This window comes from Flavobacterium arabinosi (assembly GCF_048158725.1).
GTDB lineage: Bacteria > Bacteroidota > Bacteroidia > Flavobacteriales > Flavobacteriaceae > Flavobacterium > Flavobacterium arabinosi.
Window position 1 is genome coordinate 415471 of the sequence record NZ_JBLNKX010000001.1, and the last position, 19137, is coordinate 434607.

Genomic DNA, 19137 nt, shown 5'->3' on the forward strand with positions numbered 1-19137 from the left:
AAATTTAATTAATTAACAAACATTTAAAACGGTATGGAACAATATTTGTAAATTAAACAAATAGAAAACCTTACTTTTGTAAGTTGTAAAAGAACTAAAATTAAAAAATGGACATAGTTATCAAGCTTTCTCAATTTTTATTGAGCTTATCATTACTTATTATACTTCACGAATTAGGACATTTTATTCCTGCAAAATTGTTTAAAACCAGAGTCGAAAAATTTTACTTATTTTTTGACGTTAAATATTCCCTTCTAAAAAAGAAAATTGGCGAAACTGAATACGGTATCGGTTGGTTGCCTTTGGGTGGTTATGTGAAAATTTCCGGAATGATTGACGAAAGCATGGACAAAGAGCAAATGGCTTTGCCACCTCAGCCATGGGAATTTCGTTCTAAACCAGCTTGGCAACGTTTAATTATTATGCTTGGTGGTGTTACCGTGAATTTCATTTTGGCTTTCATTATTTATATCGGAATGGCATTTGCTTATGGCGAAACCTATATTGCTAACTCAGATTTGAAAGACGGTCTTTTGATCGAAAATAAAGCCATGCAAAATGCAGGTTTCAAAACGGGTGACAGAATCATTTCTATCGATGGTGAAAAAGTAGAACGTTTTGATAATGGCATCAATGCTAAAGTAGTAATGGGGAAACATATCCTTATTGAAAGAAATGGAATTGAGCAGTCTATCACAATACCAAATGATTTTGTGGATCAATTATCAAAACACGAAAAAGCACCATTAGTATCTATTAGAATGCCATTTGTAATTGGGGCTGTTGCTGCAGATTCTAAAAATACTGCTTTACAACCAAAAGATATTGTTATTGCTCTTAATGGTCAAAAAACAAAATACTTTGATGAAGCCAAAACAGTTTTAGAAAACAATAAAAACAAAACCATTAACGCCACTGTTTTAAGAAATCAAAACGAAGTACAAGTTCCTGTTATGGTTTCTAAAGATGGAAAACTAGGGGTACAAATTGGCGGTTTAGGAATGGAATCTTTAGAAAAACTCGGCTATTACAAAATTAGCAAGCAGGAATTTGGTCTATTAGAATCTATTCCTGTAGGATTAACAAAAGGAAAAGACCAATTAGTAGGGTACGGAAAACAGCTGAAAATGATTTTCAGTCCAAGTACCGGTGCTTACAAACAAGTAGGTGGTTTTAAAGCCATATTTGACATTTTCCCTAATACTTGGAGTTGGGAAGTTTTCTGGACGATTACCGCTTTGTTATCAATTATGCTTGGTGTAATGAACTTATTGCCTATTCCGGCACTTGATGGTGGCCATGTAATGTTTTTATTATATGAAATTGTTAGTGGTAAAAAACCAAGTGATAAATTCTTAGAGAATGCACAAATGGTTGGTTTCGTATTACTTATAACACTGTTACTATTTGCTAATGGAAACGACATTTACAAGGCAATTCTTGGGAAGTAAAAAAAATTAAAAAAAGTTTTATTTTTGCTTGCAGAAATCAAATTAAGCCCTATCTTTGCACCGCTTTACAAGTGAAACACACTTCACTAATAAGCACACAAAAACGTTCATTCCTTACCAGAATAAAAATATACAGTTTCCTTCTTAGCTCAGTTGGTTAGAGCATCTGACTGTTAATCAGAGGGTCCTTGGTTCGAGCCCAAGAGAGGGAGCTTTTTAAAAAGACTTTACAGTGATGTAAGGTCTTTTTTGTTTTAAAGCGGTAGTGAAAGCAGGACTTCAAGATGTTTTATTAAAAAATGGAGATTTTGTCATTTGACAACTTTGACGGGTTTTTTGATAAAAAAAGGTATCCATTGAGGTACCCATCTAAAATCTCGAGGTACCCATTTTAAAATTCCGAATTGTTATGCCAATTGTTTAACTCAAAATCAATTGGAAACATGCACAAAGAAAAAATCACAATTCTGTTTGTAATTAGCGCAAACAAAACTAATCAAAAGGGATTATGTCCGCTTAATTGTAGTATCACTCTCAACAAAGAACGCAAACAATTTACCACAGGACTTTTTGTAAACCCAAACTACTGGGAAAATAAACTTCAAAAAGTCAATACTCAATTAGGCCATTCAACAAGCTGATACCGCAAGAGAGCTATGTCAAAGTAGCTCAAAAAAAATGAACCAAATGATACAGAATGTGAAATTAAAGACATCCAAAGATTAATATATTGCTGGAAATGAATTTTATAAGAATAAAAGTGTTTCTTTGCCAAAAAAAAAATTAAGAAAAAACTTATGGGTTTAATTTGTTTTAAAAGAAATGAAATTTAAATTACATAAAAACAAAACACACCTTTATTATTGGAATACTTAAAAAAGTAAGTGTTAAAAAAATTGCGCTAAACCAGCAATAGCTTTTATAAAAAAGAAACAGTCCATTTATGCCATAAAGCCCCTCCTTGGTATTAATACTGTAATGATGCCGCTAGGATACCTACTAAAAAGCACATCAAAAATTGTTAAAACACTTATGCAAAAACATAAGATGTTTTAATGCTGTGATTCCTATGAAATAAATAAACATAAATAAAATTACCTTAAACTACCCAACTATGAAAACAAAATTACTTTTACTATCCTTATTAATGTTGCTTACTGTTACAACAAATTATGCCCAAACTTCAGCTTCTGTAGCAGGAATTGCCATTCAAGGCATTGCGCGTGACAATAATAATACAGCTAGAGTTAGTGCAACACTTAATTTAACCTTTCGTATTTATTATGGGGCAAATATTGCGATTTATGAGGTTACCAAAACAGTTACTTCAGACGCCTTTGGTGTCTTTTCGGTGGTTTTAGAACCCGGAGCAGCAAACAATATTTTGATTGCCAATAATCAAGCTTTTCTTAAAATTTCAGAAGGAACGACAATCATTTCAGACGAAAGTTTAAAACAGGTGCCTTATGCTATTGCTGCTAGCAATGGCGTTCCTACAGGATCTATTATGCCATTTATTGGCACTTCTGTTCCTGAAGGTTGGGCTTTGTGTAACGGAGATCCTTTGCCATCCACTGCAACAGCATTAATTGGGATGATTGGTTCAAAAGCACCCAATTTAAGAGGGCGGTTTTTAAGAGGTGCAGGTGATGATGCGCAACCAAATACAGATACAGTTGATTTAAAAACGTATCAAGACCAGCAATTTAAGTCTCATAATCATAATGTTACTGATCCTGGGCATACTCATGTTTATAATGATATATATCATTCTGAAAATGGTGGTGAAATTACAATTGGTGCTAAAGATGCTTGGCGTGGAAGCGGAGACACAGATTATGACAATAGTGGTTGGGGAATTGACAGAACAACTAATAATTCACCAACTGGCATAACTATTAATGCTAATGGCGGGGAAGAAACCCGTCCAGTGAATTATGGTGTAAACTATATCATCAAACTGTAACCATCTTAATTATGAAAAAATTAATCATAACCATGGTCTTCGGGCTAATGGCAGCAGGCCTATGGGCACAAAATGATGATGGGGCAAAAGTGGTACCCGTTTCACAAGCCATTCAAAAAAATGGTTTTACCATACAAGTGGGAATCCCCTATTTAGGACAGCACTTAATTTCAAACGTAAAAGATACACTTCGAACTACCCACCCTGCGGATATTCGGTTTCCATGGGGAATATTGTATCTCTTTAACACTTTTGCCGAAGAATCTTTTGATGTTTCAAAAGGGTATTTTGGAGATAAAATATTAATTAGTTGGGATTTGAGAAGTAATTTTGAGCTAATTAGCAGTATTAAAATTTACAAAAGAGTCTATGATGCAGCGGGAGGTAAACCATATCAATTTGTAGGCAGTGTTTCTCCTAGCGTTACACAATATGAAGATAAGTATGCAGAGGGCGGTGTATTATTTCAATACAAGGTAGTTGCCGAAGGCGTAAGTAAAATAGAAAGTTTGTATACTACTTATATTACTGGTTTTGGCTATAGAAATCCAACCGCCGTTGTTACGGGTAATATAAATTACAAAGGGGGTAATCCTGTTCAAGATGTGATAGTGATGGCGAGTACTGCTGGCAATAGCAGTAATCCAGGAAGTTCCTTGAGTATTCCGGCATTAAGTAGTCTCATAATTGGAAATCAAAACATTCCAATTACTACCGCATTAACCTATCAAGCTTGGGTAAAACCTAAAAATGCGTATACTACTGATAATGAAAATGCTATAAAGCTACTACGCTTAAGTATAGGTAAAGATACAATTAAAGATATAATTAATGTTTCAGTTAATTTATTGGTTTCATCAAAAACATTGGCAATAAACATTGGCAATAGTATCTTCAAATTGAAAAATTATTTCCCTTCAGGAAAATTGAATTCCAGAGGGGATGACATCCTGGTTCCAGTAACTGATTTTAATACTAATTTCGTGCATTTTTCAGTAGTGATAAATGATGCGATGGTTCCAGTATTATTCATTAACGGAAGACCGATTACTGCAGCCTATAAAGAAAGTGTAAATAAAAAACTAATTGGTTTAGACAGCAATTATACCAGTCCCTATTTTGATGTTATAATTCCAACGCAACCCAATACACTTAACATTGGTGGAAATAATACGCAGTGGACAACCCTTGCTGTAGGTGGAGGAAACGATTCTTTTATCGATGAAATACGGATTTGGAAAGCAGGCCTTGAGCCTAAAACAATTAGAACGGATTACACTCGTTACATCAGTGGTAACGACTCCAGATTAGTCTCGTATATTAGAGCCAATGAAAAAGTAGGTTTGTATGCCTATGATTTATCCCGAAATGGATTTAATTACAATAAAAACCACGGAATTTTTGAAAGTTCAAAAGATACTGTTACATGGGCCAGTGGATCAGGAAATTTTCCAACAGGCGATCAATTAGGCATTTTAGGGGTTACCGATGTAAATGGAAACTACGAAATTACTTCGATTCCATACTCAGGTACAGGGGAATCTTTTACAATAACCCCAATGTATGGACAGCATAAGTTTGAACCCAACCAGCAATTAGTATTTCTTGGACAAGGGTCTGAAGTGGTTAATAAAATTGATTTTATAGACAAATCGGCCTTTAGTTTTAAAGGAAAAGTGCAATTTGATTCTCGAGACGTTTTTCCTTCTTATGTTAAAGTGGACACGAAATTGCCAGGTAATGAAGGTACTTCATGGATTAAAGGACCCGGTATCTTGGACGAAGGCTATAATTATTATGAAAAAAGTGGCGAGAAATTTTCAAAAGGGAAATATTGGCTCAATGATATGAGAACTCCTTCTGATAAATCAGATGATTATTTAGATATATATGCTTCCATTTTTACCCAAGGTGCCAATGTTTATATTGACGGGAATATGGTATTGGACGTAAATAATTTACCTGTGGTTACTGATGACCTCGGTTTTTTTGACATCAGTGTTCCTATTGGAAATCATTATGTTTCGGTAAAAAAAGACGGTCATATCTTTACCTATAACGGACGATTTCCAGAAAATTCATTTAAAGAGTTTTTTGAAGATTCAAATGAGCCTGTTGTATTTATTGACAAAACCAAAGTTACCGTAGTGGGTAAAGTAGTGGGAGGTGCTGTAGAATCAGCTAAAAAAATTGGGTTTGGAGAAAATGGCTTGTTAACTAAAACGGTTAAAGACGCAAACGGAAATACAGTAACTCTTGAAATCAGCGCTAAAAATAATATTGGTAAAGCCAATTTTACTTTAGGGTATGCTCCTGTTGGGGCTACTGTGACACCCTACACTAAATCTAGCTTTAGTACAAATCCTAATTCAGGCGAATACAGGGTCTCTCTATTGCCTTTACAATATGAACTGAAAGCTGAAAATTTAACAATTGGTACAGCATCAACTATTTCACTATTAAAAGCAGGAAGTACTGAAACACTTGATTTTTCTAAAGTAGTAGCTCAAACAACACCTGAATTTAGTTATACAGATGGAACACTCGATAAGAAAGAAATAGGTCTACCGTATCATTATGAAAAGAGTTTTACTTATAGATCTAATCCCGTTTTACAGGTAGTTGAACAATCTTGTGATAAGACTATTTCTATAAAAGGAGTTGCTATTACTACTACAGATTTCGCACATCCAGTATATACACAATTTAATCCTTATAAGATTGTCTTAAATCGATTTGAACGGTACACCAATATGGATACGGGAACTGCAGTTGAGGTAAAGGTTCCTGTAAATGATGGGGAATTGATTAAAAATAATAATTTGGCTTTACTAAATTCTGAATCGGTGGTTGTTGATCCGAATGATGAAAGTCGATTAACCTATAATTTCAAAGGAGGATTGCCTTCCGTTTCCCCTCCTTTTACAATCACAAGTAGTTTAAAATACCGAATTAACGAAGTTGATTACGATGTAGAAGGGTATAATGCAACGGGGATTGTCTTAGGAGGCAAATCAGATGGTAGCCGCACTTTTGTAACGGCAGCACCTGATATGCCAGACATTATTTTAAGAGATCCACCAGGTTCTAATAGTTCTGCTTCTATTGAAAAAGGAGAAAGTATTTCTTTTACAACCGAAAGTTCTTTAGCTCATTCTGAAGGATTAACAACAGATTTTACTCTTTTGGGAGGGGTTAAATTTGCTGCGGGGGGTGGATTAGCAGGCCCTGTTATAGAATCGCAAGCTACAAACAGTCTTCATCTGGGTATTGGAGTCAAGAGCACTTCAACTGATGGAAAGAGTCTAACAAAAACCTATACGTTCAATCAGACGATTTCAACCAGCGATGACCCAGCTTATGTTGGCTCAAATGCCGATTTATATATTGGGAATTCAAAAAATCAATTTTATGGTTCTTTTGACGATGTTAAAGCATCCACTAGTATTCCCAAAAAAACCATAGCTGGAATACAGGTCGTCTTGGATTCTTCTGAATATATTAATTTAGGTAGTCCAACTACACCACTATATATTAGCAAACAAAAATCGGTCTATTTTGTAGATGAACCTTCATCCACATTTTTCATCTATTCACAAAAGCATATTTTGGAGACTTTAATTCCGGAATATGAAATATTTATTACGAATATTGATAATGGCTCCTTGATTCCTGGAAAAGGAGGGGCTTTAACCAAAGTACAATATCAAGAAAGAATACGCTTGTGGCGAAAATTGATTTTGGTCAATGAAAAAAACAAATATTTTGCCAAAAATAATCGTATAGAATATAAGGCTATAGTAACGCATGTGCTTGCTGAATTCAATAATGCAATTAATAAAGCTATAACTACAGGAGATACAGGTCCTGTAGCGCTTACAAACCTAAAAAGCAAGCTTGCGGAGTCCAAAAAAACAAGTGATTTGTTGGATAAATATTTTCAAAAAAACATTTCATTTGATTCGGGACTTGGGGAGTACTCACAAAGTGTGGAAACCAGTGTTGTTGCGGCATCTTCTTTAGCTTATAATGTAACTGTAGACGAGAATTTTGGTTTTGATGTAGGTTTTAAACTAAATGAAATGGGGGTTTTAAATTCTACTAGAGGGGTCTTTCAACAAGATCTAAATTCTTCGCTTTCAGAAGAGTCAACCAATACTACAACTGTAAGTTACACTCTAAAAGACAATGACCCAGCCAACTTTTTAAGTGTGGATGTAGTTAATGCTTTTGATGGGAATGGCCCAATTTTTATCACTCAAGGTGGGAGAACTTCGTGTCCTCACGAAGAAGCAGAGAAATCTCATTTTTACAACCATGTCGATTATAGTGCAACGGCTACTTCAATAAATGAGCTAGCAGATGACAAGCGGGAAGAATTGAGTTTTGCAACTCAAAAAGTTGAAGTTCCAGTATTGCGAGTTACTGATGCAAATATGAGTAATATTACCGAAAGTAAAAATGCTGAATTTGAATTGAAGTTAGAGAACAATAGTGCTGCCGGTGTTGACGCTGATTTTAAATTAGTGATCGATAATACTACGAATCCAGACAATGCCTTAATCAATATTGAGCCAAACGGAACGGTTGTTCATGTGCCTTACGGACAAACGGTTCTTTACAAAATGACTTTGGGGAAATCCATCTCAGATGTATATGAATATAAAGACATTAAAGTTCGACTAGAATCATTATGCGATGGTGAGGATGTGAGTTCTTCAGTATTAGTTTCGGCACATTTTGTTCCGTCCTGTTCTCAGGTAATTGTTAGCGCACCTTTAAACAACTGGGTGTACAATATGGAAACCGCTTATAACACAAACGGTTCAACAAATCCATTATTAATCAATATGATCGGCTATAGTACCAAATTCAAGAGTTTCAAAAAAATTGATTTGGAATACCGATTGGCTACAACTCCTAACTGGACTCGTTTACAAACGTATTATGGCACACAAGCGTTCTATGATGCCGCTGTATTAAATAACGAATCTCAAATATCATTTATAGGCTCAAAAACCACTCTATCCTATCCTATAGATATTGCTGCTTTAAAACTGTTAGATGGAAATTATCAAATTAGGGCCAGAAGTACCTGTACTAATGATACTGAGTATATATCAGATGTTATTACGGGCAGAGTAGATTTGAATTCGCCACAACGTTTTGGAACACCCTTGCCTATAGACGGTATCTTAGGCGCTGGAGAAGATTTAAAAGTGAGCTTCAATGAGCCTGTTTTTTATAATTCTGCCGTAAGTACCATTGAAATAAAAGGACAAACAAATCAGTTGCCTATAGATCACAAAGTGTCCTTACATTTTGAAGGTGCAGCGAACACAGCAGTTATCAATAATCCTAAAATTACATCCGGAGATTTAACCTTTGAGTTTTGGATGAACAATAGCACTACAGCCAGTACTGCCGTTATTCTTGCTCAAGAAGAAGGATTAAATATTCGATTGGAAAATGGGAATATATACTTCAATATTGGAGGTTTAACAGCTAACGGAGCAATAGCAAAGGATAATTTGTTTCACCATTATACTTTTTTCCATAAAAACAGCAGCGGTGAAGTTCGTATTTACCAAGATGATAAAGAAATTGGAGCAAGTACAGGAAATACCAATGTTCAATTTTCGAATAATAACGCGTTGGTAATTGGAGGTAATTCCTTTGTTGGAAACATGCATGACCTTCGATTGTGGAATAAAACCATTAGTTTAGATGATGCTTATGCAAAAATGTACGCTAAACTACTGGGTAATGAAGCGAATCTTATTGGTTATTGGCCAATGGATGAAGGTCGAGGAACTCTAGCCAACGATAAAGCAAGGTATAAACATGCAGTAGTAAATGCTGCTTGGGATATTAAACCAAAAGGAACCTCGTACGAATTTAGTAACGGGCAAAATTTAGCGTTAGATAACGTTGGGTATGTTCAATTGACCAAAGAAATGGACGCTACTATTTCTTTCTGGATGAAAACTGGTGTCTCACAAGAAGCGACGCTGTTTTCAAATGGAAAAGGAGATGGCTCTGATATCATACAAACCAATGGTTTTGCCAATAAATGGGCCATCAATATGAATAGTAGTGGAAACTTAACCCTAGCAAGCGAAGGGAATTCATATGTATTAACAAGTCAAAATATGGCAGATAATACTTGGCATCACGTGACCTTGTTGTTTAATCGACTAGGATCCTTAAAAACCTATGTAGATGCAGCACCGGTATCATCTAATCTGATGGCAAGCATTCGTGGTTTTTCAGGAAACAAAATATGGTTAGGAGCTAGAGGTACTAAAGATTTAGCAGGAGTTGAGACCGTTGATCGATCGTTTACAGGTAAAATAGACGAATTTCAATTATGGAATACCTTAAGAAATGTAGAGCAAATAAGTCGAGATCGTTTTAATGAGGTAAATGTTGAAAGTATTGGTTTATTGCTTTACACAAGAATGAATGAGCCAGATCCTATAACCGCAAATGGTCCCAGATATTATCATGCCGATACGAATCAATCTGTGATTTCAAACAATGCTATAGTTAGTAAGGGACTTGTAAATTATTCTAAAGATGTTCCTGCTATTAAGCCGGAAAGGTCCTTAATCAAATTTTTAGTCAATCATATTATCAATCAAGATGCAATGATCCTAGAGCCCGTAATTACGGATTGGGCATCTCTAGAGGGTCAAATAGTAGATGTTACCGTGCATAGAATGTTTGATAGCGCCAATAACATGCAACAATCACCCATTACTTGGACAGCATATGTAAAACGAAATGAAGTGAGCTGGTTTGCAGAAGGCTATAATGAAATTGTTGATATTGTTAAAAAAAGTGGCGAGGATAAATCCTTTGAAATTACTTTATTAAATAAAGGAGGAAAAGGCCAGCCATTTACAATTACAAATCTACCCAAGTGGCTGCATTTAAGTAAAACAACAGGAACAATAGCGCCAGACAGTAAAATAATAATTACGGCTACAATTGACAAAGAGTTGACTCCGGGAGAATATCTGGAGAATTTATATTTACAAACTGATTTTGGCTATGATGAGAAAATGCTACTTAAAGTAAGAGGGTTAGCTCAAGAACCTGATTGGACAATAAATCCAACGGATTATAAGTACAGTATGAACATAGTTGGTAGACTAAAAATTGATGGAAAATTTTCTGAAGATGCGTATGATAGAATAGCCGCGTTTTCGAAAGGTGAACTAAGAGGAATTGCAAAATTAGTTTACAACACCTCCTATCACGAATATTATGCTTTCTTGACTGTTTATAGCAATTCAAATCTGGAAGATACTATAGAATTTAAAATTTGGGATTCCTCACAAGACAAAATTATGGAAGCAACTATAAATGCTAAACCATCTATTGCTTTTGAAGAAAATGGAATACTAGGAAAACTTAGTCTACCTATAATTTTTGAAAACTCAAGCCTAGTGGAGCAAAAAATAGTCTTTAACAAAGGTTGGACTTGGGTGTCAATGAATGTGAATGATGTAAATTTTTCAGACATCAATAAATTAACGAAAAACTTAAGTTTAGAAACATCGGATCGTATGTTGAGTAATTCTCCCTCCCATTTGGAAACCTACTTTAAAGATGAGTCTACACCATCCAAAAGTGGTTGGTCAGGGACAATTAGTACTAATGGAGGCTTAACTGATTCTAAAATGCTTAAAGTATTCATGACATATGAACAACCTCTAATTATAAAAGGGATTCCTGTAAATATGTCTAATTGGAGTTTTCCAATTAAAACTAATTGGAACTGGCTACCTTATTCTCTAGCAGGAAACCAACTGACGAACGAAGCTTTAGCATATTTTGACGCAACTGATGGGGACGTCATTAAATCTCAAAATTTATTTGCTGTTTATGACCCTATTGTCGGTTGGAATGGAACTTTAAATTATTTAGAATCTGGCAAAGGATATATGATTAAATCTAGTAAAGCACAAACTTTCAAGTACCCTAGCTATTTGTCGAAAACAGGCAAAACCAAAAACGACAAAGATTATAAAAGTTTAGCTGACGTTAGTCAAGAAACAATTAGACCCGAATTTAAGCAGTATTCTGACAATATGAATGCTATAGTTTTGTTACCAAAAGGATACAGTGAGTTATTTGTTTATAATTCCAACGGAATTTTAAAAGGAGTTACTGTGAATCAATTTGTAAATAATCAAGAACTTAGTTTTATAACTGTCTATGGTGAAACTCCTGAAACATTGGTCTTTTACATCGGAGATGGAATTAACAAGAAAAAAACCAGTAAAAATTTTAGTTTTAAAAGCAACGATGTTCTGGGTACTATTGCAAAACCAATAATCATAGAGGATATTGTAGATAAGGTAACTATCTATCCTAATCCTTTCGATAATGAAATAACTATAAAAGTTAATGCTATTCAGGATCAAATAGTGACAATCCAACTTTATTCCTTAACCAGTCAACTTTTGTTTACTAAAAAACTAAATGTTACAAGTGGGGAGAATGTATTAAAAATTATACCAATAGTTGCATCCGGACCCTACTTACTACAGACTGAAATAAATGGGGAAACGATAATAAATAAAGTAATTAAAAATTAATATTCAAATAATTTAGCTCCTAAAGCGCTTCAAAAAAAGCAACTTTAGGAGTTATAAATGAATTAAATTGAAAGAGATGAAAAATTATATATATAGTATTCTGATACTATTTTTAGTAAATAGTGCCGTTTTTGGACAGGCACCAAATTGGACAGTCAGCGAGAATAATTTTCAGTATACAATGTCCTTTGTTGGGTTTTTAAATAGTGATGGAAATGCGTTATTTAATACAAATGACAAAGTTGCAGCCTTTGTAAACGGGCAGTGTCGCGGAGTTGCAAATTTAATATACGTAGCGAGTGAAAATCGTTACTATGCCTATTTGACTGTCTTTTCGAATGTGAACAATGAAAATGTAAGTTTCAAAATTTATGATTCAGTAAAGAATGTAGTCAAAAGTGTAGAAAAAACCATAAATTTTTCAATAAATGAACACTATGGGAACCTGTTTCAGGCTTATAGTTTTGCAAGTCCGGCATTAAGGTCAGAAGTGGAAATTTTAGATCTTGGTTTTAAAAATATTGTTCGTAATGACATTGTTATTTCAGGTTCTCAAATAACAATATATCTTAATAAAGGACAAAATATAACTGCTTTGAATACTCTTTTTGATTTAAGTCCAGGCGCTAGTGTTTATATCGGAACGGTTAAACAAACTTCGGGTGTCAATTCATTAGATTTTACAAATCCTATCAATTTTAAAGTCCTATCAGAAAATCAAGCAATAATTAAGCAATGGACCATCGTTGTTAAAACAGAATCAGAAAATGCAACATATTATAAAAAAGATGCTGTTTGTTATGAGGGAGGAAGTATTAAAGTATTGGCTCTCTTAGAAAAACAAGAAGTCATTTTAAGTATACTAGGAGTTACTTTATCCTCTCAAATTATTAATAATGGACAAGTGATTTTTGATAATTTAAATGAGGGTACTTATAAAATTAGAGTTGGTGGAAATAGCAAGGAAATTAAAATTAATCTAAAAAAATAATTATGCAATCTAAATCATTTAGTTTTTTAATTACAATTATAATTCTTTTCTCAAGTTGTTCAAAAGAGGACGAATTTAAAACGATATCTCCCACTAACATTACTTTTGTCCATGAAGATGGCTCAGCTATATTACTGAATGAGTGTATTAAGCCAAACATAAATTATGCTGTATTAATTACAACTAAGTCGGAAGGTACGGGTATTTTTAAAACAACAAAAGTTGAATATACTTTAAATGGAGTCCCTTATATCATGTCTTTTTCTAGTGACGGTAAGCAATCAAATAAAATAAAACTTGTTGACGGGATCAATCAAGCAGAAATTGTTGGGAGTTATTACAAAGCATACCTCTATTTTGGATCACATGATAATTTTGAGTTAGTGGAATGATTTTAAGTAAAAACTCTCTAGAATTTTATGTCTAAGGTCGTTTCTCTACAAACAAATTTAATCCTGACGGGACTGTCTCGTCCTGAAATAGCGATACACAAAAAACGGCATCATTTGGAGTTAACATGGTATCGCCGTTCAAAAAGGATTTGGAATTCAAACAGAATTCAAGTGGACAGGGTTTCAGCCAAATCAGTAGTTTTAAATTTCCAATCCGTTCTTTTGGAGTTACATTCAGTTATAATTTTGGTTCAATTAATTTCATTGGCGCTAAAAAGAAAGGGGTTAATAATGATGACCTTAAAGAAGGAGATCAAAACAACCAAGGTGGCATACCTACTATGAAATAAGACTGTAGAAATATAATAATATTCAAAAAGGTTCCAAGAATATGAACTGCCCCCAAATAGTGTCTAACTTTTTGGGGGCAGTTCATATTCTTGGAACCTTTTTTTGTAAGATTTTATAAATACCTAAAAGAAAACTTCCTTTAGGGGATTAATCGTTCTACCCGAAGCTGCTCAAACAAATCGTAAAATGAATCTTCAGTTCTTTGAAAAACAGGGAATCCAAGTGTACGGCTTTTAGACATATCAGTCATGACTTATATTGGGCGTCCTAAGTCAAGATCAGTATGCTAGGGAGATGCCAGCTTATTCACAACAGTCTCTTTAAGATTATGATGAATGGCAATATTTTTCCAAACCGGAGCTTCCTGTTTCATTTGCTCCTCAAGTGGATGAATCGTGCCGTCATAGCCTATTGCTTCAATCCCGAAAGATGCCGCTAATTTTTTCCAAAGCCATTTCCAGCGAAAAAAATCTCCATTTACCACGTTGAATGCTTCGTTACGAGCCGCTTCTGTAGTGGAAGCCCATATTAAATGTTCAGCCAATACTCTGGCATCCGTTACGTCTGAAAGTCCATTCCATTGTGCTGCTGAACCCGGCCAATGAAACGGCTTTCCTGTTTCTTTACAAATGCTGGCATATACCGCGAGCGTTGTACCAAGAGTCATTAAATTGCCTACCGCTTTCCCTATAACCGTATGCGGGAGATGAATACTCTATGTAAAACCATCTCGCGCGGCAGCGGCATAAACTTCATCTTCTTAGGCATAATAAAAATTCTCTATCCCCAGACGGAGTTGCTCTTCCCTAAGTGGCATTTCGGGCAAAAACCCTTCTTTGGCGTAAGCCTCAAACGGCCCAAGATAATGTTTCAGTCCCGTAACAAGCGCTACGTGTTGCACTGATTTTTTAGAAGATAATGCCTCCCGAAGATTTCTGACCATCAAGCTGTTTACTCGTATGTTTTCAACTTCAGAATTCTGGCGCATCAAACTTGTAATGTAAATGTGTGTGGGAGAAATATCTTTTAAAGCTGTTTTTAAATTCTCAAATCCAAAAGATCTGCAGCAACAGGCTGAAGATTTTCTATATCTTTTCGTGGGTTCGAGCCCAAGAGAGGGAGCTTTTTAAAAAGACTTTACAGTGATGTAAGGTCTTTTTTGTTTTTATGGGTCAAACAATTTCTTTTTCTTTTCTTTACCTATGTTAACTCTTTGTCTGTTTAAATGAAAGATTTTATTTCCCTGAGTCCCAACAATCCTTTAGAATTTTTTCATTCTGTATTATTTGAAGATGGGATTGAAATTACATTAGCCCAACATAAGTCTACAGTAGACATCGTAGACGAAAATACATTCTTTTTAATGTAAGCAACAAACTCATTAGATTGATTTCTGACAAAGCTTCTGACAAAGCAGAAGACTTTGAGAATTATATTTTGTCAATATTAGAAAAGCTTGAAGTATTTGGCAACAAAATAGCAAACTCAACAGAAAGTAACTACTATCCAATAATTAAAAACAGAATACGAAAGAGTTCTAGACTTTGCAAAAACATCCTATCCTGAATATCTAGAGCTTAAGGAGCTGGTCAATTTGAACGTTTTTCCAATAAAGTGACTATCTTGCTTGAATTTTAGGATACTTCTTTATAAAAATAATATGACAAAAGACCAATTACAAAATCACTATAAAGGAATCCTTGATCAAGGAAAAATGAGTCCGTTTCAGGTTATTATTGTGGCAATATGTGTCATTTTGAACATGAACGATGGAATTGATGTTTTAATTGTTTCCTTTTCTACCGGAGACATCATAAAAGAATGGGGTTTATCAAAATTCGATATGGGCTATGTTTTTAGCATGGGTTTGTTTGGGATGATGATAGGTAGTCTTTTGATAGCGCCTTTGGGAGATAAAGTAGGCCGGAAACTGATATTTATAGTCTGTTTATTCATGATTTCATTGGGTATGTTTCTAGTGTCCGTGTGTGCATCATACGAACAATTATTAGCTTTTCGATTAATAACCGGATTAGGAATTGGAGGAGTTTTGCCTACCTTAACCGCAACCGCATCTGAATTTTCGAATAATAAAAATCGGGATTTTAATGTTGGTTTAGTACAAGCCGGATGGCCACTTGGTGCTATTTTCACCGGTTTTTTCTGTGCGTATGCTATTCCAAATTTTGGTTGGCGTTTCCCTTTTTTTATTGCAGGTTGTTTTTCATTAATAATGTTAATTGTGGTATTGATTTATATGCACGATTCCTTGGATTTTTTATTTAAAAAACAAACCCAAAGTACTTTACAAAAAATAAATATTATTCTAAAAAAAATGAAGCAAGAGGAAATTATGACCTTGCCTCATGTAACGTTTCAGCCAAAGTCTGCTTCCTTGAAAAGATTATTTCATGTTGATTTCAGAAATTCAACTTTAAAGCTTTGGGCCGCTATGTTTTTTGGTTTTTTTACACTTTATACCTTAATGAGCTGGGTGCCTACAATTGCTAAAGATTCAGGATTAGAATTTTCTTTGGCTACTTATGCAGGAGTTTTGTTAAATGTAGGAGCTATGCTAGGAACCATTTGTTTAGGTTGGTTAGCGAGAAAATTCAGCTTGAAACGAACGGTATTTTCATTTTTGATATTCGCCTTTATAGTAATGCTTATTTATGGAAATATTTCTTTGTCTACAGTACTGATTTTTATATTTATTTTTTTAATTGGTGTCTTTGTTCAAGGAGGATTCAATGGATTGTATGCCATTCTTTCAAGGGTGTACCCTACAGAAATACGTGCAACTGGAGTTGGATATGCTGTTGGAATTGGTCGTTTGGGAGCTATTTTAGGACCTACTTTCTTTGGTTTCTTATCAGATGACGGCATGAGTATATCGATGTTGTTTACTCTTTTTTCAATCCCACTCTTAGTTACAGGAATTGTAGTATTTAAATTAAAATCCATTCATTTAAAATAGCTAGATATGAAGGCTGCTTTTTTGGTTCAACCCAATCAGATACAAATTATTGAAATTCCCATTCCTGAACCAAAGGCTGGAGAAGTGAGAATACAATTGAAGAAAGTAGGAATCTGCGGATCAGATATTCATCTTTTTTTAGGGCATCGTTTATTAGAAAAACCTACGATCATTGGACATGAAGGGTTTGGAATCATTGATAAAATAGGAGAGGGAGTACATCGTACAATTGGAGAAAGAGTAGCAATAGAACCTAACATACCTTGTAAACAGTGCGATCATTGTTTAAGAGGAAATGGCCGTATTTGCTCTAATAAGAGGGTAATAGGACTTACGGAACCTGGTTGTTTTGCAGAATATATTTGTGTACCACAAGAATTTTGCTGGCATATTCCAGATTAAATTTCTGATGCTGATGCTGTGGTAATAGAACCTATGGCCGTTGCAGTTCATGCCCTTTTTTCTTCCAAAGCAAAGCCCGGTGACACGATTGCAATTGTGGGATTAGGAGCGATTGGATTATTGATTACTCATTTGGCTTTAGTATTAGGCTACCAGGTATTGGTTACTGAAATTAATGCATCAAAACTGAAAATGGCAACTGATTTAGGCGCTATTCCTTTGCTAATAAATGGAGATTTTAATACGCAGTGTAAAATGCTTGGTCAGGCTTATGAAAAACATAATGTAGTTGCTATTTATGAGTGTGCAGGTACTGCAAAAACTGCTTCTTTAGTAACAGCATCCGCATCCAGAGGATCTGAAATTGTATTAGTGGGACTTTCAGAAAAAGAAGCTAATTTTCAACCGCTAAAAATTGCCCGAGAAGGAATTACTATTGTACCTTCATTAATTTATGATCATCCTTTTGATTACCGACGTACAATCCAATTAATAAAAACCAAAGTAATACAGCCTAGTTTTATTATTTCCAATAATACCGAAATAGACAACTTGCAAGATGCTTTGCAGTTAGCCGCAAAAGGTGATGAAAGTAAAATTGTCTTATGTTTATAAAATATCGTACACTACATTTGAGTAATTAAATTTACAGCTTCTTCAAGAAGACAACTCCAAAAATGGTTTCAGGATATTAATCTTGAAACTTTTTTATTTATATGTCTGGCTCAATTCATACATGGAACGCTATATTTTTAATTTTCTCAGATGAAGTAGGGCTATCTGTCGATATTCTACAGGAAACTGCCGATTTCGATTTTAGGACTTAAACCCAAGAGAGGGAGCTTTAAAAGCCTGAAAGTAATATCATGCTTTTTTTATGTCCAAAAATTAGAGCTTCCTGATTTTTAAATTTCAAAAAAAGGCATCACTTTTATAAAAAATAATTTTTATAACCAAATAATTGAATAAATTAGAGGTTCTAAATTATTTACTATGAAACGTCGTCAATTTCTTCAAAGCACTGCCCTATTTTCTGTAGCATCTTTAGTAAACGCAAATGAACTATTTGCCAAAACTCCATTAATCAATAAAGTAGGCTTGGGTTTATTCTCTATACCAAAAATGTTAGAGAATGACTTTGACGGTGCTTTTGCTATGTTAGCTAAAATGGGGTACAAAGAAGTGGAATGTTTTGGTCCTTATGAGTTCAGTACTGAAAAAGCAAAAGCTTCATGGAATGCTGTTACACCCCAACTAGGATTCAAAGGCAGCGGCTTCTTTAACAAAACTGCTGCTGATTTTTTTAAAGCAGCAAAATCAAACGGCATTAGTATTCCTTCCATGCATACTGACTTAGATACACTATCAAATAAGATGGGTCCATTGGCGGAAGCCGCTCATTTAATCGGTGCAAAATATGTAGTACTACCTTCCATTCCGGATGCTGAAAGAAAAAACTTGGATGATTATAAACGAATAGCAGAAAAATTCAACTCGATTGGTGCTCAAGCTAAGAAAGAAGGAATTCGTTTTGCATATCACAATCATGGTTATGGTTTAAACAATGTGAATGGCGTTATGCCATTAAATATTATTTTTGACCAAACTGACCCGAGCTTGGTTTATTTTGAAATGGATCTTTATTGGACAATAGCCGGTGGAGCAGATCCTGTTGAATTATTCAAAAAGCACAAAGACAGGTATAAAATGGTGCATATAAAAGACATGAAAGAAGCAAAAAGATTCGCAGGAGATGGTGGCGATCCATCACAATGGATTAGCCTTTTTCCATACATGACTTCATGTGGTGAAGGTGTACTAGATTTGCCTACAATACTTACTGCCGCAAAACAAAATGGTGTTGAGCATTTCTTCGTGGAACAAGATATGGTACAATCACCTGAAATAGCATTGAAAAAAAGTATCGATTATTTAAAGACCCTTTAATTTACATAGGTTCTTTTCCTAGAGAAGGAGCTTAAAGCCTGACTATAATGT

12 protein-coding genes and 1 tRNA gene are annotated in these 19137 nt (G+C 34.6%); 12 read left to right on the top strand and 1 reads right to left on the bottom strand.

What is annotated here, in order from left to right:
* Nucleotides 1–107: 107 nt before the first annotated feature.
* The 8 genes from rseP (at nt 108) to ACM55K_RS01700 (ending at nt 13759) form a co-directional block, all read left to right on the top strand.
* Entirely contained in the window at nt 108–1451 is a 1344-nt protein-coding gene (gene rseP / locus ACM55K_RS01665) for an RIP metalloprotease RseP (RefSeq protein WP_416848490.1), read from the top strand.
* 138 nt (nt 1452–1589) lie between these two features.
* Nucleotides 1590–1663 (top strand) — tRNA-Asn (locus tag ACM55K_RS01670).
* Nucleotides 1664–1894: 231 nt separating this feature from the next.
* Entirely contained in the window at nt 1895–2092 is a 198-nt protein-coding gene (locus ACM55K_RS01675) for an Arm DNA-binding domain-containing protein (protein WP_416848491.1), read from the top strand.
* Nucleotides 2093–2565: 473 nt separating this feature from the next.
* Entirely contained in the window at nt 2566–3417 is an 852-nt protein-coding gene (locus ACM55K_RS01680) for a tail fiber protein (RefSeq protein ID WP_416848492.1), read from the top strand.
* 11 nt (nt 3418–3428) lie between these two features.
* Nucleotides 3429–12026 (top strand): LamG-like jellyroll fold domain-containing protein, encoded by an 8598-nt coding sequence (locus tag ACM55K_RS01685; protein ID WP_416848493.1) that lies wholly within the window; start codon nt 3429–3431, stop codon nt 12024–12026.
* A 76-nt stretch (nt 12027–12102) separates the two neighbouring features.
* Nucleotides 12103–13017: a hypothetical protein gene (locus tag ACM55K_RS01690; protein WP_416848494.1), complete on the top strand. Its 915-nt coding sequence runs from the start codon at nt 12103–12105 to the stop codon at nt 13015–13017.
* A 2-nt stretch (nt 13018–13019) separates the two neighbouring features.
* A complete protein-coding gene (locus tag ACM55K_RS01695) occupies nt 13020–13409 on the top strand; it encodes a hypothetical protein (protein ID WP_416848495.1) in 390 nt (129 codons plus the stop codon).
* A 125-nt stretch (nt 13410–13534) separates the two neighbouring features.
* Nucleotides 13535–13759, top strand: a complete 225-nt coding sequence (locus tag ACM55K_RS01700) for a hypothetical protein (protein ID WP_416848496.1) — start codon at nt 13535–13537, stop codon at nt 13757–13759.
* Nucleotides 13760–14046: 287 nt separating this feature from the next.
* On the opposite strand, the gene ACM55K_RS01705 is transcribed toward ACM55K_RS01700, so the two are convergent.
* On the bottom strand, nt 14047–14427 hold the full coding sequence (locus ACM55K_RS01705; RefSeq protein ID WP_416848497.1) for a Rossmann-fold NAD(P)-binding domain-containing protein: 381 nt from the start codon (nt 14425–14427) through the stop codon (nt 14047–14049).
* Between the two features lie 993 nt (nt 14428–15420).
* Here ACM55K_RS01705 and ACM55K_RS01710 point away from each other — a divergent pair.
* The 4 genes from ACM55K_RS01710 (at nt 15421) to ACM55K_RS01725 (ending at nt 19086) form a co-directional block, all read left to right on the top strand.
* Entirely contained in the window at nt 15421–16737 is a 1317-nt protein-coding gene (locus ACM55K_RS01710; RefSeq protein ID WP_416848498.1) for an MFS transporter, read from the top strand.
* A gap of 6 nt (nt 16738–16743) precedes the next feature.
* Nucleotides 16744–17139: an alcohol dehydrogenase catalytic domain-containing protein gene (locus ACM55K_RS01715; protein ID WP_416848499.1), complete on the top strand. Its 396-nt coding sequence runs from the start codon at nt 16744–16746 to the stop codon at nt 17137–17139.
* 18 nt (nt 17140–17157) lie between these two features.
* A complete protein-coding gene (locus ACM55K_RS01720) occupies nt 17158–17754 on the top strand; it encodes a zinc-binding dehydrogenase (protein WP_416848500.1) in 597 nt (198 codons plus the stop codon).
* A 378-nt stretch (nt 17755–18132) separates the two neighbouring features.
* Nucleotides 18133–19086 carry a sugar phosphate isomerase/epimerase family protein gene (locus tag ACM55K_RS01725; RefSeq protein ID WP_416848501.1) on the top strand — a complete coding sequence of 318 codons (954 nt, stop codon included), beginning with the start codon at nt 18133–18135 and terminating at the stop codon, nt 19084–19086.
* The last annotated feature ends 51 nt before the right edge of the window (nt 19087–19137 follow it).

What these genes read in the sequence shown, in the direction of transcription:
- rseP (WP_416848490.1), top strand. Translation starts at nt 108, where the DNA reads ATGGACATAGTTATCAAGCTTTCTCAATTTTTATTGAGCTTATCATTA.
- ACM55K_RS01675 (WP_416848491.1), top strand. Translation starts at nt 1,895, where the DNA reads ATGCACAAAGAAAAAATCACAATTCTGTTTGTAATTAGCGCAAACAAA.
- ACM55K_RS01680 (WP_416848492.1), top strand. Translation starts at nt 2,566, where the DNA reads ATGAAAACAAAATTACTTTTACTATCCTTATTAATGTTGCTTACTGTT.
- ACM55K_RS01685 (WP_416848493.1), top strand. Translation starts at nt 3,429, where the DNA reads ATGAAAAAATTAATCATAACCATGGTCTTCGGGCTAATGGCAGCAGGC.
- ACM55K_RS01690 (WP_416848494.1), top strand. Translation starts at nt 12,103, where the DNA reads ATGAAAAATTATATATATAGTATTCTGATACTATTTTTAGTAAATAGT.
- ACM55K_RS01695 (WP_416848495.1), top strand. Translation starts at nt 13,020, where the DNA reads ATGCAATCTAAATCATTTAGTTTTTTAATTACAATTATAATTCTTTTC.
- ACM55K_RS01700 (WP_416848496.1), top strand. Translation starts at nt 13,535, where the DNA reads ATGGTATCGCCGTTCAAAAAGGATTTGGAATTCAAACAGAATTCAAGT.
- ACM55K_RS01705 (WP_416848497.1), bottom strand. Translation starts at nt 14,427, where the DNA reads ATGACTCTTGGTACAACGCTCGCGGTATATGCCAGCATTTGTAAAGAA.
- ACM55K_RS01710 (WP_416848498.1), top strand. Translation starts at nt 15,421, where the DNA reads ATGACAAAAGACCAATTACAAAATCACTATAAAGGAATCCTTGATCAA.
- ACM55K_RS01715 (WP_416848499.1), top strand. Translation starts at nt 16,744, where the DNA reads ATGAAGGCTGCTTTTTTGGTTCAACCCAATCAGATACAAATTATTGAA.
- ACM55K_RS01725 (WP_416848501.1), top strand. Translation starts at nt 18,133, where the DNA reads ATGAAACGTCGTCAATTTCTTCAAAGCACTGCCCTATTTTCTGTAGCA.